Source organism: Aeromonas media (assembly GCF_020423125.1).
GTDB lineage: Bacteria > Pseudomonadota > Gammaproteobacteria > Enterobacterales > Aeromonadaceae > Aeromonas > Aeromonas media.
Genome location: NZ_CP075564.1, coordinates 475,494 through 497,854, shown reverse-complemented (window position 1 = coordinate 497,854; position 22,361 = coordinate 475,494). Strand labels below are relative to the sequence as shown.

The following is a 22,361-nucleotide window of genomic DNA, read 5'->3' as shown; positions in this document are numbered from 1 at the left end:
CACATTGTCCGATGTACTCGGATTGGGCTTCATGACCTTCGCCTTCTATCTGGGCGCAGGCAACATCATCTTCCCGCCCCTGGCCGGTTACATGGCAGGTGAACACCTCTCCCTGGCCATGCTGGGCTTCCTGGTGACTGCCGTGGGCCTGCCCCTCATCACCATTCTCGCCGTCGCCAAGGCCGGCAATGGCTGGGCCGGCATGACCAAGTTGCTGCCCACCGGCATCGCCACCGCGCTGGCCGTCGCCATCTACATCATCATAGGCCCGGCCTTTGCCGCCCCCCGTACCGGCCTGGTAGCCTACGAGATGGGTCTCAAGCCCTTCCTCGGTGACATGGGTCAATCCGGACTGGCCGCCTACACCGTGGTCTTCTTCGGCGTGGCCATTCTGGTCTCCCTCAATCAGGGCAAGCTGATGGATGCCATCGGTAAATACCTGACCCCGGTACTGATGCTGCTGCTGCTGACCCTGGCCATCGGCGTCTTCGTCGCACCCCAGGGCTCCATGCCCGCCGCGTCAGGCGACTATCAGCACAGCCCCCTGGTGAAAGGGATCCTGGAAGGCTACAACACCATGGACACCCTGGCGTCCCTGATGTTTGGCGCCCTGATCGTCGATCTGCTGCGCAAGAAAGGCATCCACGATTACCAGAGCCAGTTCAAGTACCTGGCCATCGCGGGCATCATCTCCGCCATCGGCCTGTCCGTGGTCTATGTCTCTCTGTTCCAGCTGGGTAACACCGCCGGCGGGGTCGCCACCGACATAAGCAATGGCGGCGCCATCGTCAACGCCTATGTCCTGAGCCTGTTCGGCCAGCCGGGTCAGTTCATTCTGGCGGCCATCATCACTCTGGCCTGTTTCACCACGGCCGTGGGCCTGATCTCCGCCTGCTCCGACTTCTTCCACAATCTCACCGGTATGAGCTACCAGAAGCTGGTCGTACTGCTGGGGGCCGTCTGTGCCGTGGTGGCCAACGTCGGTCTGAGCCAGCTCATCAGTCTCTCCATCCCGGTGCTGGTCGCCATCTATCCGGTTGCCGTGGCGCTGGTGCTGGTTACCTTCCTGAAGAGCTACTTCGGACGTCCTCGTCTGGTATTCCGCTCCGTCCTGCTGGTTGCCTTCCTGTTCGGCTGCCTGGACGGTCTGGGTGCGGCCGGCATGAAGATGGATGCGTTCGCCTTCCTGCCGCTGTTCGACAAGGGCCTGGCCTGGTTGCTGCCCACCCTGCTGGCCTGCGGCCTGGGCACCATGGTACGTGGTGGTGACAAGCTGGCTGCCGAAGCCGCCTGATCGTCACCCCAACAACATAAAAGAAGAGGCCAGCATTTGCTGGCCTCTTTCATTTGTGCAACGAGTGCATTGCAAGGTGGTTTCGTGTTCAGAGCACGGATGCCGGCTTGGGTTTGCCTGCCAGGCCGTACCAGTGGCTCTCGACCTGACCGGCATGCCAGCGCAGGGTGCCCCAGGGCTGCTCGCCCTGCCAGCGCGGGAAGTTGATCTGCACGCTGTTGTCTTCGTACTTGTAGAGGGAGGTGCTGATCTCGATATCCGACAGGATAAGCAGCACTACCCCCCCGATAACACTCCATTTCAGCATCTTCCACATGGCGGTTACTCGAAGCAGATCTCTATGGTGGCGCGGCCATACTCGGAATCGAACGGCATCATGATCTTGGCACCATCGGCCCTGTGGGTAATGGTGTGGTTGGGGCCGGAGACGATGATGGGAGTCGCCATGTCGAACTCATAGCCCTTCTCCCCCAGCATGCGCTTGGCGCCACCGGTCACCATGTTGGTGATCTCGCCCACCATATCGGTCACCTCTTCATTGATGGTGGCCGGCGCCTCCCCCAGCATGCGGCGCATGATCTCCAGCGCCAGCCCCTTCTCGAAGCTGATGGAGAGCGACCCCCGGGTCTGTGGACCCACCATGCCGATGAGGCCGGAGACATCCCCCCGCGCCAGCTCATCCGTCTTGCGCTTGGGAGCACCGGGTTTGAGTTCCATCTGTGCCATGGTGGAGAGCACGTTGAGCAAAGAGAGCAGGAACGGGTTTACGAAATCAGCCTTCATCTTCACTTCCTACGGTGTCGGAGCAACGAGCACATTGGCCATGAGCCTCTATGGTCTTGTTGGTAATAGTAAAACCATGCAGATGAGCCTGCTCGGAAAAGGCGCTGTCGATGGCTGGGTCATGCAGCTCCACCACCTCTTTGCAACGATCGCAGATCAGCAGTTGCATGGGATGGGCATGGTCAAAGTGACAGCAGAAGATGAAGGCATTGAGCGACTCCACCTTGTGAGCGAATCCCTGCTCGAGCAGAAAGTCGAGTGCCCGGTAGACGGTGGGGGGCTTGGCATGGGCCTCGGTCTGCTGCAACTGGGCCAGCAGATCATAGGCGCTGATGGCATTGCCATGGGCGGCAAGCAGTCGGAACACCTGGCGCCGGGTCGGGGTGAAACGGATCCCCCGCTGGTCGCAGAGACGTTCCGCTCGTTGTAGAAGTAGGTCTTGATTCATGATCACGCAGATACCCTGTCAATTAGCCGGATACTATCACAGGGCCTCGCTGGCGCGGCGACAAAATTCATTTTCTGAGGCTGTCTCACGTTGTGGTAGAATCCGGCCCCTTCTTTTGCCAACCCGGATGATTTTTATGCAGGCGCAGCGCTTCTCCATCGCCCCCATGCTGGACTGGACCGATCGGCATTGCCGTTATTTTCACCGTCTGATGACCCGCCAGACCCTGCTCTATACCGAGATGGTGACCACCGGCGCCATCATCCACGGCAAGGGAGATTATCTTGGCTACAGCGAGCAGGAACACCCGCTCGCCCTGCAACTGGGAGGCAGCAACCCGGCGGATCTGGCCCGCTGTGCGAAGCTGGCCGAAGAGCGTGGCTATGACGAGATCAACCTCAACGTGGGTTGCCCGTCGGATCGCGTCCAGAATGGCCGCTTCGGCGCCTGTCTGATGGGGGAGCCCGCCCTGGTGGCCGATTGCGTCAAGGCGATGCGCGACGTGGTGAACATTCCGGTGACGGTCAAGACCCGTATCGGCATCGACGAGCAGGACTCCTACGAATTCTTGCAGGCCTTCATCGAGCAGGTGCGCGATGCCGGCTGCGAGACCTTTATCGTTCACGCCCGCAAGGCCTGGCTGAGCGGCCTGAGCCCGAAAGAGAACCGCGAGATCCCGCCGCTCGACTACCCGCGCGTCTATCAGGTCAAGCAGGACTATCCCGAGCTGACCATCGCCCTCAACGGCGGGGTCAATTCTCTCGAGCAGACCCTCGAACATCTGCAGCAGGTGGACGGGGTCATGATGGGGCGCGAGGCGTACCAGAACCCCTACATCCTGGCCGAGGTCGACAACCGGGTATTCGGTCTGGGTGGTGAGGTGCCGAGCCGCCACGAGGTGGTGCGCATGATGCTGCCCTACATGGAGCAGGAGCTGGCCAAGGGCAACTACCTCTCCCACATGACCCGCCACATGCTGGGCCTGTTCCAGAACATGCAGGGAGCCCGTGCCTGGCGTCGTCACCTGAGCGAGAATGCCTGCAAACCGGGTGCAGGCATCCAGGTGGTGCTGGACGCCATGGCCAAGGTGCCGGAATTCGTCAGCGCCGAGTCGGTGGAGTAACCATGTATCGCTTCACCGGTTCCTGGCTGCACAAGGCGCTGGTACGCCTCTGCGCCGGCCTGCTCGCCATCCTCGGCATCAAGCTCAGCGTCTTCTATTTCATCGGGCTGCTGATCGTGCTTGGCCTGCACAGGGAGCAGTTGCTCGGCTGATCCCGCCAGCCACTCAGGCAAGAAAAAGCCGGAACAGCGATGTTCCGGCTTTTTTATCTGGATGATGGCGCCCGTTCACTCTTCCAGCGCCACAAACTGCAATTCCGGAGGGGAGGAGGTCAGCACGTCGGCGCAATAATCCCAGGTCGAGATGCGATAGTGCTGCAAGTCCTCGTCCAGGTGCAGGCCATCGGACTCCTGATGGAACCAGCTGGCGAAACGGGACGGCGTGATCAGCTGGATCTGCTCCTCGATGACGTGGCTGTCCCGCCCTTCCGCCAGATCGCAATCCTCCATCACCCGCACGGCGAAGATATGGCGGAAACTGACCCGGCACAGCGGCTGCGGCGGCAGATCTATGCTGCGGGCGCGGCCCAACACGATCGTCAGATTGTCGCTCCAGATATCCTGATGCAGTTCGGCTACAACCAGGCCGGGGGGAAGTTGGCGGGAGGGTGCCCAAGGCACGGCCACCTGCCGGATGGCATTCTTCTGTTCCATATCCACCTCACTACAGCGCATGCCATATCCTGAGTGTATCTGAAACAAATTTTAACGAAGATGGCAAGAAAAAACCCGGCATAAGCCGGGTTTCATTTGATTACTTTACGCGATTACTTGACGGCGTCTTTCAGCGCCTTGCCTGCCACAAAGGACGGCACATTGGCGGCTGCAATCTGGATCTCTTTGCCAGTCTGCGGGTTGCGACCGGTGCGGCCCGCGCGATGGTTGACCTTGAAGGTACCAAAACCCACCAACTGAACGGCATCGCCCTCTTTCAGGCTCTGGGTAATACCATTGATGATCTCTTCCAGAGCGACTTTGGCCTGAGCTTTGCTCAGGTCTGCTTTGGCGGCAATTGCATCGACAAGTTGAGCTTTGTTCATAACATTTCCTTTATGATCGGGCATTTAGCACCGGGCCACTCTATTCAAAAAAAAACACTCAGGCAAAGGCTTTATCAGCCGGATTGGCTTGAATGCTGGGGTTTTCATCAAGATCTGCGGAAATAGTCACATATCTCGTCCCCGCGCCCTCCTGACTGGCGACACGGGACGAGAAACCGACGGAGACTTGTATGCAAACCCCCGCCTGATGTAACAATATCCCCACACTCCTATTGACGGTCAACAGGATTTTCCCTAGTTATAGGAGTGTCGTCAGTCGATGAGAATGACCGAAGGCCTGCAGCCATCGCGCTTCATGCCATGCCCATGGAGGGACTATGTTAACTGAACTGGAACAAACCAAGCGCGCGCTGGCAGGCAAGCACAGGGCAATCGATGACTGGCTGGATGCCAGGCAGGCATTGCTGGTCGAATACATGCGGCTGGCCGGGCTCATGCCCACCAAGTCCAAGCAGCGCTCCCTTCCCGGTCACGTCGAACTGCAGCGCTTCTGCGAGCAACTGGTCGACTACGTCAGCGCCGGTCATTTCGAGATCTACAACCACGTGGTCACCGCCTTCGAACAAGCCAGCGGTGACAAACTGGAGTTGGCCAAACGCATCTATCCCCATATTCGTGCCTGCACCGAGTTTGCCCTGGAGTTCAACGACAAATACAGCAATGCCGACGAGGCCCAGCTGTTGCAGCTCGATGAGGATCTGAATCAGCTGGGGCCCGTGCTGGAGGATAGGTTCAAGCAGGAAGACAGGCTGGTCAAGGCACTTCAGGTGGTCGAATCCCTCAGTCAACAGCGGGTCTGATGTCCAATATCGGAGCCAGTTCAACATCCTGATGCGCCAGCTACATTACACTCTGGGGCATGGATGGTTAGCACTGTGCTCGCACGCAGACCGGAGATGAACATGGCCGAGCGCCGCCACTTTACACGAGTCTTCTATTTGACCGCCGCCAAACTGACGCAGGGAGTACACCAGTGGCACACCCAACTGGTGGATGTCTCCCTGCAGGGCGCCCTGCTGCTGAGGCCCGAGGATTGGGTCGGCAGCGATGACAAGGAGTACGAGATCTGCTTCATGCTCGGCGGCAGTGACATCGAGATCAGGATGCAAGTGGAGCTAACCCACGAGGCCAGCAAGAAGCTGGGCTTCTACTGCCACCACATCGACATCGACAGCGCCACCCACCTCAAGCGGATGATGGAGTTGAACATCGGGGAAGAGCAGCTGCTGTATCGCGAGCTGGAGCAGTTGCTGCAAGAGCACAAGGAACACAATCCTCCCACCTGACTCACCATCAGTGAAAAAGGAGCGTCATACGCTCCTTTTTTGTTCTCTTTTGGGCTGTTACAAGGCCTCCAGGGCATCGGACAGCTTCTTCACCGGCACCACCTCCATCCCCTCGATAGGATGCTTGGGTGCGTTGGCATGAGGCACTATGGCACGGCGGAAACCGTGCTTGGCCGCCTCCTGCAACCGCTCCTGGCCAGAGGGTACAGGTCGGATCTCGCCAGACAGCCCCACCTCGCCGAACACCACCAGATCCTTGGGCAGGGCCTGATCCCGGAAGCTGGAGACCATGGCCAGCAGCAGCGCCAGATCAGCACTGGTCTCCTCGACCTTGACCCCGCCAACCACATTGATGAAGACATCCTGATCCGCCATCTGCAACCCGCCGTGACGGTGCAGTACCGCCAGCAGCATGGCGAGACGGTTATGATCCATGCCCACCGCTACCCGGCGCGGATTGGAGAGCTGGGAGTAATCCACCAGCGCCTGCAACTCCACCAGCAGGGGTCGCGTCCCCTCCCAGATCACCATGACGATGGAGCCGGGTGCCTGCTCCTCGCCACGGCTCAGGAAGATGGCGGAGGGATTGCTCACCTCTTTCATCCCCTGCCCCGTCATGGCGAAGACACCGAGTTCGTTGACCGCACCGAAGCGGTTCTTGTGGGAGCGCAGGGTCCGAAAGCGCGAGTCGTGGGCACCGTCCAACAGCACGGAGCAGTCGACACAGTGCTCCAGCACCTTGGGACCGGCCAGGGTGCCGTCCTTGGTGACATGGCCCACCATGAAGATGGCGACATGATTCTGCTTGGCATAGCGGGTGAGCAGGGCCGCAGATTCGCGCACCTGGGAGACGGAGCCGGGGGATGACTGCACATCCGCCACATGCATTACCTGGATCGAGTCGATGACCATGATCTGCGGCTGCTCCTGCTGGGCAATGAGGCAGATCTGCTCCACGCTGGTTTCCGACAGCATGCGCAGCTTGTCGGTGGGCAAGCCCAGCCTGCCGGCCCGCATCGCCACCTGTTGCAGCGACTCCTCCCCGGTCACATACAGGGTCTTCATCCGCTGTGCCAGACCACACATGGTCTGCAGCAGCAGGGTCGATTTGCCTGCCCCCGGGTTGCCACCAATGAGGATCGCCGAGCCCGGCACCACACCGCCACCGAGCACCCGGTCCAGCTCCTTGAAGCCCGAACTGAAGCGGGGGATCTCGGTGGTCGCGACCTCGGCCAGGGTCTGCACCTGGCTACCGATGGCACCGGCATAACCGGTGTAGCGGGCACTCTTTCCCGGTGTCGTGACGCCCAACCGGACCTCGGTGATGGTGTTCCACTCCTTGCACTCGCTGCATTGGCCTTGCCAGCGGGAGAAGTCGGCGCCACATTCGGAACAAACATAGGCGGTTTTGTTTTTGGCCATGGATAACTCGGGGACAGGATGAATTCCTGCTTGATATACTGGTTTGCGACCGACAGATCAAACCCAGAATCGGAAAAGTGACTTTCCGCGGCAGGAATACATGGATTCAGAACAACCACTCCACCTGATAGAACAACTGGTCTCCCTGCTCCGGGAAAAGGACTTCGACGAGATCTTCAACCGCCTGACCCAGAACGAGAATACCAACGGCCGTTTCCTGCTGAAGATGGAACTCAAGCGCAAGTGCACTCCCTGCCGGCGCGTGATCGACATGCGCAACGAACTGGGGCCCCTCTGTCAGGTGCACGAGTTTGAGGGTGTCACCCACTTCATGCCCGCCGAGGCCATCGAGCAGTTCCAGTCCCAGTGCTACCTCTACCGGGACAGCTACACCCTGGGGGTCTACGAGGCGCTGCAAGCCTGGTGCAAGCTCAATCAGGGGCGCAGCGAGAGCCTCTCCTTGCCCGTCAGCCCGTTCCGCCCCTTCGATGTCAATGCCATTCCCTTCGCCAGCCACTACGGCCGGCAGGAGGAGCGGATGCACTTCAGCTCACCCATGGTGCTCAAGCTGGCGAGCGGAGAGAAGCTGCAGGCCAAGAGTTCAGACATCTCTCTCGGCGGGATCCGGGTCTTGGTCCCCTATCTGCCCGACTACCAGACCGGCGACCACATCGAGGTCTTCTTCACCGGCCTGGAACGCGAGCACCCCACCCCCATGCTGCGCCAGTCGATCGACTATCAGATCCTGGGGAAGGAGCAGAAAGAGGGAAAATTCTGGCTGCGGCTGGTGAAGAGTGACGATCATCCCGCCTTCGATGCGTTCCTGCGCGACTTCATCGAGCGCAACCGCAGCCGCTATCGGGTCAGCGTCGACTACCTGCTGTCGGCCGCCATCATCAAGGGGTACGAACAGTTCTACCTGCCGCGCATGACCGGCATGCCGCTCTTCTTCGGCCAGGGTGCAACCCCTGACCTGGAGATCGCCCTGCGTACCGAGAACAACCAGCACATCCTCGAATACTGGCGCGACGCCAAGAACCGCGACATGCTCGCCAGCCTCTTCACGCCAGCGCGCATGCCGTCACTGTTGCCCGCCAAAGGGGGGCTTCGCGAAACCCTGATCTACAGCTTCACCCACTCGGTGCGCAGCCACCTCTACTTCTTCTCCGCTACCCGGGAAGAGCTTGAGCAGAGCGGGCTGACTGCCCTGTTCTTTCAGATAGGCGCTCGCCGCCCCAGCTGGCGTGTCTACAAATTCAGCCTGGAGGCCTGCACCCTGGCCGAGGCCGATCTCGACAGCCAGCCGGGAGGGGCGCACCAGTTGCAGGACATGTTGCTGCGCGAGCGGCTCGGCCAGCTGGGCTATGTGGGCATGCTGCAGGAGATCGGGCTCGACAACCAGCGCGGCGAGTTCCGGTTCGACAGCAGTCAGACGCACAACGCCAACGCCTTGCAACGCTTCGGCCACGACATCCATGCGATCCCCTTCGAGATAGAGACGCTGCACTACGTGCAACTGCGCAAGGAGGCACGCTACGTCCACAAGACGGCGATCGTGATCCGCCACCAGGATCGCGCCTGGCTCGGCTGGACCCGCGACATCTCGACCCACGGCATGCAGATAGAGCTGGAGGAGCCGTTCTCTGGCGAGAAGGGGGACATCATCCAGGTCGCCCTGCCCCGCCTGCAGGATCTCGCCAGGAACATGGATCTGCAGCACCTCCCCTATCGGCTGGTCAGCCTCAACCTGAGTCGTACCGTGCTGCACCTGTGCATCGAGGGGACGGCAGAGCGCCACATCGGCCACCAGTTTTTCAGCCTGCTGATCGAGAGCAACCAGAACAAGCTCAAGCCCACCAAGGAGCACAAACGCTATCGTGGCATGGCAAGGGCACTGCGCAACCTCTATACCCACCACCTGTTCAACACCCCTGTCTATGTGAACAAACTCAACGGGCCACCTCGCCCCGCCGCCCTGGGGCTGGCGCCCAGACCGCGCAGCCTCGCCGGACTGTTGCAGGCTTGCGCCGAACAAGAGAAACACCTGAACCTCTACCCCCTGTTCCAGGGAACGCTGCTCAAGACCCTGCTGCTCAACCCCCTGCGCACCATAGAGCGGGAAGACAAGCCGGAAGAGGAAGAGGTCTATATCGCCGGACTGCACACCAAGAGTGGCACTCCCCTGTTTCGCAGCCAGCTTGCCAGCAGTTTTGCATCGGTTGAGCAGAAGCGCCGTTTCATCGAGTTGGCTCGGCAGCAGGGTGAGTTCTATTCGGTGCTGGTCGGCATCTCCCGCACCGGCCGCCCCGACACCAGCTTCATCGCGGGCGAGCTGGACTACATCGCCAAGTTCGCCATTCACAAGGCCAAGAAACTGGAGGAGGAGCTGTGGAGCGTGGTGGGGGTGGGCGAGTTGACCGACACCACAGAGGCCACCCTGTTCCGGCTCGGCATCCCGGCGCTCTGACCCTGGCGGGACGAGCGCCATCCACGACAAGGGCGGCCATGTGGCCGCCCTTGTCCATGTCAGGCCGCCTGCGGGTTGCGCAGCCAGGCCAGGATCTCGGGGAAGTGATCCTCCTGGGCCTGGGGGGCCGTCAGCATGTTGATGTGATCGTAATCGAGCCGGTTACCGTTGTCCCGGCCGAGGCGGGTATGACGCGCGGCGGAGCCCATCTCGTCGCTGAAGCGGCGCACGTCGGTCGGATGACCCAGCACCTTGTCTGCCTTGGCCGAGATCATCCAGAGCGGCGGCCAGTTGACCCTGGCTGCGGCCTCCCCGTAGGCGAAGCCATCGTGGGGATCCTGCCAGGGCCCGCATTTCACCCAGGGGATGGTCTCCTGCAGGTAGCGCAGCGGCTCATCGTCCGCCCCAATCCGCAACCGGCGCGCGGCCAGAAAACCGCGGTTTCGCGCCAGCCAGGGTGCCAGCCGGTTCCAGATTAGATCCACCTTTAACCAGCGCTCGGGGTTCTGTACCGAGACCCCCCGCTTGGTGCCAAAAAACACCAGACTGGCTATCTGGTCGGCCAGCTCCGGGAAGCGCACCAGGGTCGAGGCCATGATGACCCCGCCCCAGGAGTGGGCCATCCAGTGCACCCTGGCGCCGACATGACGAGCACCGACCCAATGTTGCAGGGCCGGCAGATCCTCGGTGATCAGCTCATGCTGGCCGTGGCCGGCCCGCTCGGCGATGGCCGGCGTGCTCTGGCCCCGCCCGCGCAGATCCGCCACATACACCTGATAACCGTGCCGTGCCAGGAAACAGGCCAGCCCCTTGCCGGATTCGGTGTAGAAGATGCGTCCGTTCTCGATGGCGCCGTGCACCATCAGGATGGGATCGGCATGCACGGCGACACCGGGCTGAATATGACGCACATGCAGCCGATGCTCGCCACAGGGGACAAACAGGGATTGTTGCAACAGTTCCATCTTGTTCTTTGCTCCTCCTTGAGCGGGCTCAACACCAGCGCCGGTCGCGGCAGGCCAGCGCGCCGAGCAGGCAGAGCACCCCTTCCAGATCATGGTGATTGAGGGTGGCGGCCGCCTGGGCACGTACCAATGGCTTGGCGTGGATGGCAATGCCGAGCCCGGCCACCCCCATCATCTTGAGATCGTTGGCGCCATCGCCGACCGCCACCGTCTGGGCTACGGGGATCTCATGCTGCCGCGCCAGTTGCTGCAACACCTCGGCCTTGACGGCGGCATCTACGATGCGCCCGCTCACCTTGCCGGTCAGCAGGCCTCCCTCCACCGCCAGCTCGTTGGCAAAGATGGCGTCCAGCCCGAGCGCCTGCTGTAGTTCGCCGGCGAAACGGGTAAAGCCGCCCGAGGCAATCGCCACGGTCCAACCCGACTGTTTGAGGGTATCGACCATCAGTTGCAAGCCGGGCATCCAGGGCATGGCGGCCGCCACCTCATCGAGGATGGTGACCGGTGCACCGTCCAGCAGCGCGACCCGGCTGCGCAGGCTGTCGGCAAACTCCAGCTTGCCCTGCATGGCCGCCGCCGTCACCGCCGCCACCTGATCGCCCACTCCGGCCAGACGGGCTATTTCGTCGATGCACTCGATCCGGATCGCGGTGGAATCCATGTCCATCACCAGCAACCCGGGTTCTCCCAGGGTCGGCAGGATGGCAAGATGGCAGACATCGATGTCCCACTCCTGCCCCTTGATGGCCTGCACCAGCTCGGGAGAGAAGCGGTTCGCGCCGAGCAGAAGCAGAGGAACACCGGCCTGCTCCCCCAGGGGATAGAGGCTGGCTTCGACCCCATGGTCTGCCAGCAGCCTCGCCACCTGTGCCAGGTGGCGAGCATCCAGCGCCTTGCCAAACATGACGAGCCAGGCGCCATCGTGGGCACTGGCCGCGGGCAACAGGGCTTCAGGGGTAAGCTGCCAGCAGGGAACACTGCACAGGGCCTTGGCCCAGTCATGCGGGGAACGGGGGAGTTGGGACAACAACATAAGAGAGACGCCTTCCTTGGAGATCACGGGGTTCATCATGCGGGCCCAGAGTAGCGTATTGCTTTTTGTACAGGCAAGCGCCAAGATCCCCCACCATTGTTCATTCACCGCAAGAGGCTCAGCGCTGTGCGTCATCTCCCCATCAAACGTGTTATCAGCCTGGCAGCAGGGATCCTGCTCGCCCTCTGGGTGCTGGCGCTGATGATCCACATGCAGGGAGCAAGCCAGGCCGCATTGCACAGCGCGGCGCGGGACAGAGCCCAGGCGCTGGTCGCCTACGCCGCCCGGGACATGCGGCGCTGGATCAAGGAGGACAAGGAGAGCGAGCTGGAGCGGCTGGCACAGGATCTCGCCGCCGAACCCGAGATCCTCGATGTCACACTCTATGATGCCCGTGGTATCCCGCTCGCCCAATCGGATCAAGCGGTACCTCTGGACAGCCTGTTGCCCATCGGCACCGACAACAAGTCACTGCCGGAGCAGGGCAAGGGGCGCACCCAGTTCGTGCAGGAGATCCAGGAGGGTAACCTGACCCTGGGCTACCTGAGGATCACGTTGGAGGAGCAGACGCTGATCGCCGCGCAAGACACCCACCTCAAGGTGAGTCAGGAGAAACAGCGGCTGATGCTGCTGGTGATGCTGCTGGCCGGCCTGCTCATCTCCTACGGGGTGCGCCGCAACTACATGCGGGTACGCAAGCACAAGAAGAGATCGGTGCAGAGCCAGGCCTCCGCCGATCACGCCCCGCCGCCCGGCATCGAATAAGGCGCAGTTCGCAAAACGCGTTGCTCATGTTATCCCCCCCCAACTGTTCGAGCTTCTGATCGAACAGAGTATCGAGACACTTGGCATCGCGTCATCGCTGAGGCGCTCGTTAACGAAGTGACGATCCACGATCACTTCATGCCGCAGTTGCTTGAGCAGCCTATCCAGCCATTTTCGCTGTATCGACATCCAACTGTACTGCGCCTAGTTCTTCTCCATCCCCAAGTGCATTGATTGAATCTCGAGCCCACAGAAGGCGGTATCCCATAGCCCTTAACTTCTCAGGTCTGCCCACCTGACTTTGGTGACATCCTGGGGTTCAGGCGTAGCTTGAGACTGAAGCAAACGAATTTTTCACACCTTTCCAGCCGGTTTGGGGTGTGATCTCGATTAGTGGTTTATGTTTTCGGTATGAGACGCCCGCATTGAATGCAATGAGATACAACGTTTGTAGACATCTTCAGGCAAGAGGCGCATCAGCCACTCCAGCAGAAGGAAACAAGGTCATGAAGCAACCCCGATTTCGCCGTAGCGTGTTGGCGGCCGTGATTGCCCTCGGCACGGTATTGGCTGCCTGCAAGGAGGAGCCCCCCCCCGTCACGCAAAGTGTCCAGCCCAGCGCGGCCTCCAGCACAACCAGCGCTGCGGTCGCACCACAAGCGCAACCTATTGGCACCCAAGCATCGAAATATACCCCGGAGGCTCTCGAGACCCTGCTTGCGCCCATAGCCCTTTACCCTGATGCGGTATTGGCTCAGGTGCTGGCCAGCGCCACCAATCCGCAAGAGGTGCTCGATGCCGGCAACTGGCTGGTCGCCCACCCCGATCTCAAAGGGAAAGAGCTGACCGCTGCCATTGCGCCGCTGGGCTTTACACCGCCCACCATGTCGCTGATGCACTTCCCGACCGTCATGGACATGATGTGCTTGAAGATGGAGTGGACGACCGAGCTGGGCAGTGCCTTCCTGGCCGATGAACCGGGCGTATTGGCAGCCGTTCAGCGCCTGCGCCAACAGGCGATGGCGGTGGGCAACCTGAAAGACTCAGAGCAGATGAAAGTGGCCAGGGATGAACAGAACAATCAGCAGATCGTCACCATTGCGCCTGCCAACCCTGACGTCATTTACGTCCCGCAATACGACCCAACCGCCGCCTATAGCGCGCCAGCTGCCGGGCCAGCTCCCGCGCCGGTGACCACGGAAACCACGGAAACCACGACAACGACTGCGCCTGCGCCTGCGACAACCGCCACGACAGTGGTTGAACATGACGACGATGATGAATACGACCGCGGTGATATGGTCTTGACGGGCTTGCTCGCCTTTGGTGCTGGCATGTTGGTCAACGAGGTCTTCAACGACGATGATGATGAGGGCGATTACTATTACCCGCGGTGGGGATCGGGTTATCCCGACGGTTATGTTCCCTATCGTTATAACCCCAACTATGGCAATGGTTTTCGTCCCACCAATGGCTACAACCGTCCGGTCAACTATCAGCGGGGCTCTAACAACAATATTTATATCAACGCCAAGGGGAACGATTACTTCAACAAGTTTGAGCGCGGCCCCAACAACTACCTGCGCCAGGCCAACAGCCCCATCACGGCGGCGCGCCCCCAGCGCGCTGAGCTGACTACCCTGGAACAACGCTCGCTGAATAACGAGGCAGGGGGGGGGCGACGAGATGCTACACCGAAGGGGAGTTATGCGGGGGCCAATCGCCAACCAAAAAGCGAATACGCTGGCGCCCCGCGCGCTGTCGATGAGGTGAACAGGGAGGCTCGCGCAACCGCGCCGAAGGGGAGCTACACAGGAGCCAACCGCCAACCCAAGAGCGACAATGCCAAGGTGACGCGCGACGCCAGACAGGCAAACAGGGAAGCAAATGTGGCCCAACGCACGCCGCGCCAGGGCGACTACGCAGGAGACAAGGTCAGGCGGCAGCAAATCACGCCACAGACCGCTGGCGCACGTGATCGCGGCTATGTCCAGCCACGCGCCACTCACAGCAAAAACGCAGCACAGACGGCGACGCGCAGAGCACCTGCTGCCTCAAAGAGTGCCTTCCAAGGGGTACAGAATTCGGGTAGAACCGAGCGCGCCGCCAGCCAACGTGGGCGTGAAAGTGTGGCTAGCAGCGCGCGTGCCGGGCGCACCACTCAACCCAGACGGAGTACGCGATAATGAAGCGTTTGTTGAAATGGAGTTGGGCCCCCTCATGGGGTTTGGCCCTGCTGGCTCTGACCGTTGCCTGCGACGCAAGCGCCATGGCACAGCGCACCTTCGCCACCCCGGATGAAGCGGTGCAGGCCCTGATCTCGGCCCTGGAGCGGAATGATGTCACCGCACTGACGCTGTTGCTCGGCGAAAATAGTGAGGAGGCCATTACCTCGGGGGATGAGGTGGCCGATGCCAATGATCGCACCGCCTTCGTCGCGAGCTTCAAGAGCAAGCACCAACTGATGGCCGAAGGTAAGGATAAAATGATACTGGTCGTGGGGGAGTCGGATTGGCCACTGCCCATCCCCCTCGTGGCCGCAGATGGCAAGTGGTATCTCGATGGTGCCGCCGGTGCCAAAGAGATCGCCTATCGCCGCATCGGTCGCAATGAGCTGGGGGCGATTGCGGTGTGCCGTGGCTTTATCGACGCGCAGATAGAATACGCCGCCATGGGGCATGATGGCCAAACTGCGGGGCTCTTTGCGGCAAAACTGCGTAGTGATGCAGGACAACAAAATGGACTCTATTGGCCTGTAGGCGAGGGGGAACCAGCAAGCCCGGCCGGAGAGGAAGTCGTCAGTGCCGCGGCAGAGGGCTACAAGACTGTGGTCGGTCAACGCACACCCTATCATGGCTACTACTACCGTATCCTGTATGCCCAAGGGGCCGCAGCCAATGGGGGGAGTAAAGAGTACTTTGTCGAAGGACAATTGAGAGACGGTGTCGCCCTGATCGCCTGGCCAGCCGATTATGCCAACAGCGGGGTGATGACCTTCATGGTGAATCACGAGGGGCGGGTTTACCAAAAGGATCTCGGCGCCGAAACGGCAACTGTCGTTGAGGCGATCCAGCTGTTCGATCCCGACAAGAGCTGGTCGCTGGTGGTTAGCGAAGAAGGTGATTAGGGTTCTTTATCTACCACAGGATCTTGGCGACTAGCATGGCGAGCGCAGCGTGATTGAGATCACAGGAGGTGATGCGGGGCCAACCGGTTCCGCCGTCGGCCAACAGAAAGGACATCGTTGTCGATCTGCGGATCTGCCAACCCTTGCCTCACCTCTCGCTGGCCCACGCGATGTTCGGCATCAGAATGAAGCGCCGCTGAGTCAGAATATGCCGTCGTTTCATGGTGTTGCTCTCGTGGTGGGCGGCCAGAAAGGATAAACGGCACACCCAGCCTCTGGGCTTCCTTCCCCAATGAGGCATAAAAAACGGCGACCCAAGGTCGCCGTTTTGCATGGAGCCGAAGCCGCGGGATCAGTCGCCCAGCAGCACGGAGTCCAGTGCGATTTCGATCATGTCGTTGAAGGTCAGCTGACGCTCTTCGGAGGTGGTCTGCTCACCGGTACGGATGTGATCGGAGACGGTGCAGATGGTCAGTGCCTTGGCACCGTACTCTGCGGCCACGCCGTAGATACCGGCGGCTTCCATCTCGACACCCAGGATGCCGTATTTTTCCATCACGTCGAACATGGAAGGATCCGGGGTGTAGAACAGGTCGGCGGAGAAGATGTTGCCCACGCGCACGGCCACACCCTTGTTCTTGGCGGCTTGCACGGCATTGGCCACCAGACCGAAGTCGGCGATGGCCGCGAAGTCGTGATCCTTGAAGCGCAGGCGGTTCACTTTGGAGTCGGTGCAGGCACCCATGCCGATCACCACGTCACGCAGTTTCACGTCTTCACGCACGGCGCCGCAGGAGCCCACGCGGATCAGGGTCTTCACACCATAGTCCTTGATGAGCTCGGTGGCGTAGATGGAGCAGGACGGGATGCCCATGCCGTGGCCCATGACGGAGATGCGACGGCCCTTGTAGGTGCCGGTGAAGCCGAGCATGCTGCGCACGTCACACACCTGCTCGACGTTCTCCAGGAAGGTTTCGGCGATGTACTTGGCACGCAGGGGATCCCCTGGCATCAGCACGGTATCCGCAAAGGCGCCATCTTTCGCATTGATATGAGGAGTTGCCATTCTCTTGATTCCTTCACACTAGGTTGAGTTTTATTGTTTTATAAAATTGCCCGCCGCCGAAGTGGCGGGCGGGTAAGTTACAGGAAACTGGTGCCGTATTGCAGCTTGGGCAGACCGTGATAGGTCGCTATGCTCTGGCCGATATCGGCGAAGGTCTCGCGGCGGCCGACGGAACCGGCCTTGACTGGCTTGCCGTAGAACAGCACGGGGATGTATTCACGGGTGTGATCGGTGCCATTCCAGGTCGGATCGCAGCCATGGTCGGCGGTCAACACCACCACATCGCCATCTTGCAGTATCTCGAACAGCTCCGGCAGGCGGGAGTCGAAATACTCCAGCGCATCGGCGTAGCCCTTGACGTCACGACGGTGGCCGTAGGAGGAGTCGAAGTCCACGAAGTTGGTGAAGACGATGGTGTTGTCACCGGCCGCTTTCACCTCTTCCAGGGTTCTGTCCCACAACTCGGTCAGGCCTGTGCCCTTCACCTGTTTGGTGATGCCTTGCTGGGCATAGATATCGGCGATCTTGCCGATGGAGACCACCTGGCCACCCGCATCCTTCATGTAGTCCAGCACGGTCGGCGCCGGCGGCAGCACGGAGTAGTCGTGACGGTTGCCGGTGCGCTTGAAGTTGCCCTTGCCGCTGCCCACGAACGGACGCGCGATGACGCGGCCTATGTTGTAGGGCTCCAGCAGCTCACGCACTATGTGGCACAGCTCATAGAGCTTCTCGAGGCCGTAGGTCTCTTCGTGGCAGGCAATCTGGAACACGGAGTCGGCAGAGGTGTAGAGAATGGGCTTGCCGGTACGCATATGCTCTTCGCCCAGATCGTCCAGCACCTGGGTACCGGAGGCGTGGCAGTTGCCGAGGTAGCCCGGCAGACCGGCCTTCTCGACGATGGCATCCAGCAGCTCCTGGGGGAAGCTGTTGTGGTGATCGTGGAAGTAACCCCACTCGAACAGGACGGGCACACCGGCGATCTCCCAGTGGCCGGACGGGGTGTCCTTGCCGGAGGAGAGCTCCTGGGCGAAGCCGTAGGCACCGATCACCTCGATATCCTTCTTCAAGCCAGCCGGGAAGTAGCCGGAAGCCTGCTCCCCCGCGTGGCCCAGGCCCAGCTTGTTGAGGTTGGGCAGGTTGAGGGCGCCACGGCCTTCGATCTCACCGGCGGCGCAGGCCTTGGCGATATGGCCAAGGGTGTTGGCGCCCACATCTCCGAACTTCTCGGCATCGGCGGCAGCGCCAATACCGAAGGAGTCCATCATCAGAATAAAGGTACGTTTCATGGGTCTTCCCCTTGTTACAAATCGGCCAGACCGATGCGACGGTAAACCTCGGGCAGTGCCTGGGGTCGAGTGTCACCGATCTTGACGGCTGCCTGCACCATGCGGGCGGCCTCGGCAAATTGAGCTTCTGTCTGAGCGTGGATCAGCGCGAGCGGCTTGTCAGCCTCGACGCTCTGCCCCAGGCGGATAAAGTCGGTCAGACCGACCGCATAATCGAGTTTGTCCCCGGCAGCGCGGCGACCACCGCCCATGGCGACCACGGCCAGGCCCAGTTCGCGGGTATCCATGGCGGTCACGAAGCCGCTCTGCGCGGCATACACGGGGCGCACTATGCCAGCCTTGGGCAAATAGCTGTCGTAACGCTCCATGAAGTCCGCCGGACCACCGAGGCCGGTCACCATACGACCGAAGATCTCGGCAGCCTTGCCGTTGTCCAGCACCGCCTGCAACTTGGCACGGGCGTCATGCTCATCGCTGGCGAGGCCCGCGGAGATCAGCATCTCGGCACACAGCGCCAGGGTCACTTCGTGGATGCGCGGGTTGCGATACTCGCCGGTCAGGTAGCGTACCGCCTCGCGCACTTCCACCGCGTTGCCAGCGCTGGAGGCCAGTACCTGGTTCATGTCGGTGAGCAGCGCCGAGGTGCGGCAGCCGGCACCGTTGGCCACGGCGACTATGCTCTTGGCCAGCTCCTCAGATGCTTCGAAGGTCGGCATAAAGGCGCCTGAGCCCACCTTGACATCCATCACCAGGGCTTCCAGCCCGGAGGCGAGCTTCTTGGAGAGGATGGAGCCGGTGATCATGGCGATGGATTCGACGGTGGCCGTGATGTCCCGTACCGCATAGATCCGCTTGTCGGCCGGGGCGAGATCGCCGGTCTGACCTATGATGGCCACGCCGGCCTCTTTCACCACTTTCAGGAAGCGATCGTTGTCGACCGAGGTCTGGTAGCCGGGGATGGCATCCAGCTTGTCCAGAGTACCGCCGGTGTGGCCCAGGCCACGGCCGGAGATCATGGGCACGAAGCCACCGCAGGCGGCGACCATGGGACCGAGCATCAGGGAGACCACATCACCCACGCCACCGGTGGAGTGCTTGTCGACGATCGGGCCGCCCAGGTTCAGATGATCCCAGGTCAGCACCATGCCGGAGTCGCGCATGGCACAGGTCAGGGCCACCCGCTCATCCATGGTCATGTCTTTGAAGTAAACAGCCATGGCCAGCGCCGCAATCTGGCCCTCGCCTATGGTGTTGTTGGTAATGCCCTGGACGAAGAATTGAATCTCTTGGGTACTGAGCGCTTCACCGTTGCGCTTCTTGCGAATGATTTCTTGAGGCAAAAACATCTTTCATTCCCTCCGTGCGCCGTGCACGAACACAGACCGAACAGGGGACGGCATGCAGCCCCCTGTCACCGCTTAGTAACCGCTGGTGTTGGCTGGCTTGTCGCCGTGGCCCAGGGTCGCCAGCAGGCTGGCCAGCAGGCTGGAAGCGCCGAAGCGGAAGGTGCGCGGGGAGACCCACTCCTTGCCCAGGATCTCTTCGGCCATGGCCAGGTACTGACCGGCAACGGCTGCGTCTTTCACGCCACCGGCAGGCTTGAAGCCGACTTTCGGGTTCTTGGCTTTGATCACTTCCATCATGATGCGGGCAGCTTCCGGGGTCGCATTGACCGGCACCTTGCCGGTGGAGGTCTTGATGAAGTCGGCACCGGCGTCGATGGAGATCTCGGAGGCGCGACGGATCAGCGCCTCTTCCTTCAACTCGCCGGTCTCGATGATCACTTTCAGCAGCGCCTTGTCGCCACAGGCTTCCTTACAAGCTTTGACCAGATCGAAGCCGACCTGTTCATTGCCGGCCATGAAGGCGCGGTACGGGAACACCACGTCCACTTCATCGGCACCGTAGGCGACGGCAGCACGAGTCTCGGCCACGGCGATCTCGATGTCGTCGTTGCCGTGAGGGAAGTTGGTCACGGTGGCGATGCGCACGTCGGCGGCACCGATCTCACGCAGGGTCTTGCGAGCAATGGGGATGAAACGGGGGTAGATGCAAACGGCGGCGGTGAGGCCGGCCGGTGACTTGGCCTTGCGGCACAGGTCGATGACTTTCTGATCGGTGTCGTCATCGTTCAGGGTGGTCAGGTCCATCAGGTTCAGGGCGCGTTGGGCGGCCAGTTTCAGATCAGTCATGCTATGTCTCCAAAGTCTCGATAAGTCCCCTCACCCACGATCCGCCGCCACCGAACACACAGGATCGGCGAGGAAAGATCCCGGACGAACGGGATATGGAATTACAGCGCAAATGCACAGGCAATACGGCTGCAAATAAGGCAAGAGCCCTGTCACTTTCTTACAAAAGTGCGGACTTGGTTCCATGAAGACTTGAGAAAGGCCGACAACCGCAGACCCGACTTCCCAATCAATTCCATTTGACCGCCAACACCCACTTCATGTGGGCATTAGTCAATGCCAGCACCCTGCTGGCATCGCCTATTTCAGCCGAGATACCCCTTGTTTGCAAGCCGGATTTGCCAATTTCAGAGGTACCTCACACCCGGCAAATCCAGCACTGGTAGGTGCTTAAGAGAAGAAGCGGGTCAGGATCCAGGAGTAGGCAATCCCCCCCAGATAGACCCCCACAATCCCCATTACCCCGGACAGTACGGGAGGTGCCGGGATCGGCAACTTGAGGAAAGAAAACAACACGCCAACGATAAAGCCGGCAGCAATCGCCAGTAGCACTTCATTCATAAAACCTCCGATTTGACTCATTTTATTATTAGTCTAGAAAGGAAAACGGTTGTCACCGCCCCAAACGAGAACGCCACAGCTTTTCGCTGTGGCGCTCGTTTCAACTTGTCTGTCAGACAAGCATTACATGGCTGTCAGTGCCAGGAAGAAGCCTGCGATGGTGGCAGACATCAGGTTGGACAGAGAGCCGGCCAGTACGGCCTTCAGACCGAACTTGGCGATGGTGCCGCGACGGTTCGGTGCCATGGACCCCAGACCACCCAGCAGGATGGCAACGGAGGACAGGTTGGCGAAGCCGCACAGGGCGAAGGAGATGATGGCCTTGGTGTGGTCGGACATGGCCACGCCGTTGATCAGCACTTCATCCTTCAGGTAGGGAGCGAAGTTCAGGTAAGCCACAAACTCGTTCACTACCAGCTTCTGACCGATGAAGGAACCGGCCACGACCGCTTCGCTCCAGGGCACACCGATCAGGAAGGCCAGCGGGGAGAACAACCAGCCCAGCAGCAGCTCCAGGGAGAGCTCAGGCATGCCGAACCAGCCACCCACGCCGGAGAAGATGCCGTTGATCATGGCGATGAGGCCGATGAAGGCCAGCAGCATGGCACCCACGTTCAAGGCCAGCTGCAGACCGGCGGAGGCACCGGCAGCGGCGGCGTCGATCACGTTGGCAGGCTTGTCGTCCAGATCGCCATCGGCAGAGTTCTCGTCGTAGCTCGGGGTCTCGGTTTCCGGTACCAGCAGCTTGGCGAACAGCAGACCACCCGGGGCAGCCATGAAGGAGGCGGCGATCAGGTATTCCATCTTGACGCCCATGGAGGCGTAACCGGCCAGCACGGAGCCGGCAACGGAGGCCAGGCCACCACACATGACGGCGAACAGCTCGGAGTCGGTCATCTTGGAGATGAAGGGACGCACCACCAGCGGGGCTTCAGTCTGGCCGACGAAGATGTTGGCAGTGGCAGACAGGGATTCGGTACGGGAGGTACCCAGCACCTTCTGCAGACCACCACCCAGCAGCTTGATCACCCACTGCATGATGCCGAGGTAATAAAGAACCGCGATCAGGGAAGAGAAGAAGATGATGACAGGCAGGACACGGAAGGCGAAGATGAAGCCACCGCCACCGAACACTTCGAACATCTTGTTGCTGACCAGACCACCGAACAGGAATTCGATACCGTTCTGACCATAACCGATGACGCTGGAGACGGCGTTGGACACGCTCACCAGAATATCCCGGCCAACCGGGACATACAGCACGAAGGCACCCAGGCCTGCCTGAATGGCAAAGGCACCGCCCACGGTACGAATTTTGATTGCCTTGCGATTGCTGGAGAACAGCACCGCGATAAGGATGAGCGTTGCCATCCCCACCAGACCCATTATCAGATTCATTATTAACACTTCCTCTTTGGTAGCACCTGCCAGCTTGTTAACGTTTTGTGTATGAAAGCCGCTAATCAAGGGTGCGCATTATACT

23 protein-coding genes are annotated in these 22,361 nt (G+C 60.7%); 9 read left to right on the top strand and 14 right to left on the bottom strand.

All coding sequences use genetic code 11. The annotated features are described in order from the left end of the window. The first annotated feature begins 31 nt into the window (after positions 1-31). A complete protein-coding gene (brnQ, locus tag KI797_RS02390) occupies positions 32-1,294 on the top strand; it encodes a branched-chain amino acid transport system II carrier protein (RefSeq protein ID WP_042649820.1) in 1,263 nt (420 codons plus the stop codon). A gap of 88 nt (positions 1,295-1,382) precedes the next feature. On the opposite strand, the gene KI797_RS02385 is transcribed toward brnQ, so the two are convergent. Genes KI797_RS02385 through zur form a run of 3 tightly spaced genes read right to left on the bottom strand, consistent with a single transcriptional unit; the run spans position 1,383 to position 2,525 of the window. Further along, on the bottom strand, positions 1,383-1,610 hold the full coding sequence (locus KI797_RS02385) for a hypothetical protein (RefSeq protein WP_005332257.1): 228 nt from the start codon (positions 1,608-1,610) through the stop codon (positions 1,383-1,385). A 5-nt stretch (positions 1,611-1,615) separates the two neighbouring features. After that, entirely contained in the window at positions 1,616-2,077 is a 462-nt protein-coding gene (locus KI797_RS02380; RefSeq protein ID WP_005332255.1) for a chemotaxis protein CheX, read from the bottom strand. Beyond that, positions 2,067-2,525: a zinc uptake transcriptional repressor Zur gene (gene zur / locus KI797_RS02375; RefSeq protein ID WP_041206428.1), complete on the bottom strand. Its 459-nt coding sequence runs from the start codon at positions 2,523-2,525 to the stop codon at positions 2,067-2,069. Before zur ends, KI797_RS02380 begins: the two co-directional genes overlap by 11 nt. 136 nt (positions 2,526-2,661) lie before the next feature. Here zur and dusA point away from each other — a divergent pair, with 136 nt between their 5' ends. Continuing rightward, positions 2,662-3,648, top strand: a complete 987-nt coding sequence (dusA, locus tag KI797_RS02370; RefSeq protein ID WP_171275398.1) for a tRNA dihydrouridine(20/20a) synthase DusA — start codon at positions 2,662-2,664, stop codon at positions 3,646-3,648. 2 nt (positions 3,649-3,650) lie between these two features. Beyond that, positions 3,651-3,800 carry a hypothetical protein gene (locus KI797_RS02365; protein ID WP_005332250.1) on the top strand — a complete coding sequence of 50 codons (150 nt, stop codon included), beginning with the start codon at positions 3,651-3,653 and terminating at the stop codon, positions 3,798-3,800. A 75-nt stretch (positions 3,801-3,875) separates the two neighbouring features. Here the strand turns inward: KI797_RS02365 and KI797_RS02360 are convergent, their stop codons facing one another. Together KI797_RS02360 and hupA are read right to left on the bottom strand one after the other, a co-directional pair. Continuing rightward, positions 3,876-4,301: a hypothetical protein gene (locus KI797_RS02360; RefSeq protein WP_042649818.1), complete on the bottom strand. Its 426-nt coding sequence runs from the start codon at positions 4,299-4,301 to the stop codon at positions 3,876-3,878. A gap of 113 nt (positions 4,302-4,414) precedes the next feature. Next, complete coding sequence (hupA, locus tag KI797_RS02355; protein ID WP_005305063.1) at positions 4,415-4,687, bottom strand: nucleoid-associated protein HU-alpha; 273 nt, start codon at positions 4,685-4,687, stop codon at positions 4,415-4,417. A 338-nt stretch (positions 4,688-5,025) separates the two neighbouring features. Between hupA and KI797_RS02350 the strand changes: the two genes are divergently transcribed. Continuing rightward, positions 5,026-5,508, top strand: coding sequence for an Rsd/AlgQ family anti-sigma factor (locus tag KI797_RS02350; protein WP_041206431.1), 483 nt, complete (start codon positions 5,026-5,028; stop codon positions 5,506-5,508). A gap of 102 nt (positions 5,509-5,610) precedes the next feature. Beyond that, positions 5,611-5,994 (top strand): PilZ domain-containing protein, encoded by a 384-nt coding sequence (locus KI797_RS02345; RefSeq protein ID WP_041207087.1) that lies wholly within the window; start codon positions 5,611-5,613, stop codon positions 5,992-5,994. Between the two features lie 57 nt (positions 5,995-6,051). On the opposite strand, the gene radA is transcribed toward KI797_RS02345, so the two are convergent. Then, positions 6,052-7,416, bottom strand: a complete 1,365-nt coding sequence (gene radA / locus KI797_RS02340; RefSeq protein WP_171275397.1) for a DNA repair protein RadA — start codon at positions 7,414-7,416, stop codon at positions 6,052-6,054. A gap of 100 nt (positions 7,417-7,516) precedes the next feature. On the opposite strand from radA, the gene KI797_RS02335 reads away from it, so the two are divergent. Next, positions 7,517-9,883: a PilZ domain-containing protein gene (locus tag KI797_RS02335; protein ID WP_171275396.1), complete on the top strand. Its 2,367-nt coding sequence runs from the start codon at positions 7,517-7,519 to the stop codon at positions 9,881-9,883. A 59-nt stretch (positions 9,884-9,942) separates the two neighbouring features. On the opposite strand, the gene KI797_RS02330 is transcribed toward KI797_RS02335, so the two are convergent. Both KI797_RS02330 and serB read right to left on the bottom strand, forming a co-directional pair. After that, positions 9,943-10,848 (bottom strand): alpha/beta fold hydrolase, encoded by a 906-nt coding sequence (locus KI797_RS02330; RefSeq protein WP_171275395.1) that lies wholly within the window; start codon positions 10,846-10,848, stop codon positions 9,943-9,945. 28 nt (positions 10,849-10,876) lie between these two features. Next, a complete protein-coding gene (gene serB, locus KI797_RS02325) occupies positions 10,877-11,881 on the bottom strand; it encodes a phosphoserine phosphatase SerB (protein WP_171275394.1) in 1,005 nt (334 codons plus the stop codon). 126 nt (positions 11,882-12,007) lie between these two features. On the opposite strand from serB, the gene KI797_RS02320 reads away from it, so the two are divergent. From KI797_RS02320 to KI797_RS02310, 3 genes are all read left to right on the top strand, one after another. Next, the gene (locus KI797_RS02320) at positions 12,008-12,646 is read left to right on the top strand and encodes an AhpA/YtjB family protein (protein WP_041207088.1); all 639 of its coding nucleotides are present in this window, start codon (positions 12,008-12,010) and stop codon (positions 12,644-12,646) included. A 506-nt stretch (positions 12,647-13,152) separates the two neighbouring features. Further along, a complete protein-coding gene (locus KI797_RS02315; protein WP_226171267.1) occupies positions 13,153-14,832 on the top strand; it encodes a DUF3300 domain-containing protein in 1,680 nt (559 codons plus the stop codon). Next, positions 14,832-15,773 carry a DUF2950 domain-containing protein gene (locus tag KI797_RS02310; protein ID WP_081805783.1) on the top strand — a complete coding sequence of 314 codons (942 nt, stop codon included), beginning with the start codon at positions 14,832-14,834 and terminating at the stop codon, positions 15,771-15,773. The genes KI797_RS02315 and KI797_RS02310 overlap by 1 nt, the downstream gene beginning before the upstream one ends. Positions 15,774-16,125: 352 nt before the next feature. On the opposite strand, the gene deoD is transcribed toward KI797_RS02310, so the two are convergent. The 6 genes from deoD to KI797_RS02280 form a co-directional block, all read right to left on the bottom strand. After that, positions 16,126-16,839, bottom strand: coding sequence for a purine-nucleoside phosphorylase (deoD, locus tag KI797_RS02305; RefSeq protein ID WP_005332225.1), 714 nt, complete (start codon positions 16,837-16,839; stop codon positions 16,126-16,128). A 77-nt stretch (positions 16,840-16,916) separates the two neighbouring features. Then, positions 16,917-18,125 (bottom strand): phosphopentomutase, encoded by a 1,209-nt coding sequence (locus KI797_RS02300; RefSeq protein ID WP_171275392.1) that lies wholly within the window; start codon positions 18,123-18,125, stop codon positions 16,917-16,919. 14 nt (positions 18,126-18,139) lie between these two features. Then, complete coding sequence (gene deoA / locus KI797_RS02295; protein WP_005332220.1) at positions 18,140-19,471, bottom strand: thymidine phosphorylase; 1,332 nt, start codon at positions 19,469-19,471, stop codon at positions 18,140-18,142. 72 nt (positions 19,472-19,543) lie between these two features. Then, on the bottom strand, positions 19,544-20,317 hold the full coding sequence (deoC, locus tag KI797_RS02290) for a deoxyribose-phosphate aldolase (protein WP_043128921.1): 774 nt from the start codon (positions 20,315-20,317) through the stop codon (positions 19,544-19,546). A gap of 390 nt (positions 20,318-20,707) precedes the next feature. Further along, positions 20,708-20,878: a XapX domain-containing protein gene (locus KI797_RS02285; protein WP_005332215.1), complete on the bottom strand. Its 171-nt coding sequence runs from the start codon at positions 20,876-20,878 to the stop codon at positions 20,708-20,710. Between the two features lie 123 nt (positions 20,879-21,001). Beyond that, on the bottom strand, positions 21,002-22,276 hold the full coding sequence (locus KI797_RS02280; RefSeq protein WP_042649780.1) for a NupC/NupG family nucleoside CNT transporter: 1,275 nt from the start codon (positions 22,274-22,276) through the stop codon (positions 21,002-21,004). Between the last annotated feature and the right edge of the window lie 85 nt (positions 22,277-22,361).

Bases quoted from the DNA above. Each gene is read 5' to 3' on its own strand.
- KI797_RS02360 (WP_042649818.1), bottom strand. From the start codon at position 4,301: ATGGAACAGAAGAATGCCATCCGGCAGGTGGCCGTGCCTTGGGCACCC.
- KI797_RS02385 (WP_005332257.1), bottom strand. From the start codon at position 1,610: ATGTGGAAGATGCTGAAATGGAGTGTTATCGGGGGGGTAGTGCTGCTT.
- KI797_RS02380 (WP_005332255.1), bottom strand. From the start codon at position 2,077: ATGAAGGCTGATTTCGTAAACCCGTTCCTGCTCTCTTTGCTCAACGTG.
- KI797_RS02345 (WP_041207087.1), top strand. From the start codon at position 5,611: ATGGCCGAGCGCCGCCACTTTACACGAGTCTTCTATTTGACCGCCGCC.
- KI797_RS02310 (WP_081805783.1), top strand. From the start codon at position 14,832: ATGAAGCGTTTGTTGAAATGGAGTTGGGCCCCCTCATGGGGTTTGGCC.
- zur (WP_041206428.1), bottom strand. From the start codon at position 2,525: ATGAATCAAGACCTACTTCTACAACGAGCGGAACGTCTCTGCGACCAG.
- KI797_RS02300 (WP_171275392.1), bottom strand. From the start codon at position 18,125: ATGAAACGTACCTTTATTCTGATGATGGACTCCTTCGGTATTGGCGCT.
- deoD (WP_005332225.1), bottom strand. From the start codon at position 16,839: ATGGCAACTCCTCATATCAATGCGAAAGATGGCGCCTTTGCGGATACC.
- deoC (WP_043128921.1), bottom strand. From the start codon at position 20,317: ATGACTGATCTGAAACTGGCCGCCCAACGCGCCCTGAACCTGATGGAC.
- KI797_RS02315 (WP_226171267.1), top strand. From the start codon at position 13,153: ATGAAGCAACCCCGATTTCGCCGTAGCGTGTTGGCGGCCGTGATTGCC.
- hupA (WP_005305063.1), bottom strand. From the start codon at position 4,687: ATGAACAAAGCTCAACTTGTCGATGCAATTGCCGCCAAAGCAGACCTG.
- KI797_RS02335 (WP_171275396.1), top strand. From the start codon at position 7,517: ATGGATTCAGAACAACCACTCCACCTGATAGAACAACTGGTCTCCCTG.
- brnQ (WP_042649820.1), top strand. From the start codon at position 32: ATGACCTTCGCCTTCTATCTGGGCGCAGGCAACATCATCTTCCCGCCC.
- KI797_RS02330 (WP_171275395.1), bottom strand. From the start codon at position 10,848: ATGGAACTGTTGCAACAATCCCTGTTTGTCCCCTGTGGCGAGCATCGG.
- KI797_RS02285 (WP_005332215.1), bottom strand. From the start codon at position 20,878: ATGAATGAAGTGCTACTGGCGATTGCTGCCGGCTTTATCGTTGGCGTG.
- KI797_RS02280 (WP_042649780.1), bottom strand. From the start codon at position 22,276: ATGAATCTGATAATGGGTCTGGTGGGGATGGCAACGCTCATCCTTATC.
- KI797_RS02365 (WP_005332250.1), top strand. From the start codon at position 3,651: ATGTATCGCTTCACCGGTTCCTGGCTGCACAAGGCGCTGGTACGCCTC.
- radA (WP_171275397.1), bottom strand. From the start codon at position 7,416: ATGGCCAAAAACAAAACCGCCTATGTTTGTTCCGAATGTGGCGCCGAC.
- deoA (WP_005332220.1), bottom strand. From the start codon at position 19,471: ATGTTTTTGCCTCAAGAAATCATTCGCAAGAAGCGCAACGGTGAAGCG.
- KI797_RS02350 (WP_041206431.1), top strand. From the start codon at position 5,026: ATGTTAACTGAACTGGAACAAACCAAGCGCGCGCTGGCAGGCAAGCAC.
- serB (WP_171275394.1), bottom strand. From the start codon at position 11,881: ATGTTGTTGTCCCAACTCCCCCGTTCCCCGCATGACTGGGCCAAGGCC.
- dusA (WP_171275398.1), top strand. From the start codon at position 2,662: ATGCAGGCGCAGCGCTTCTCCATCGCCCCCATGCTGGACTGGACCGAT.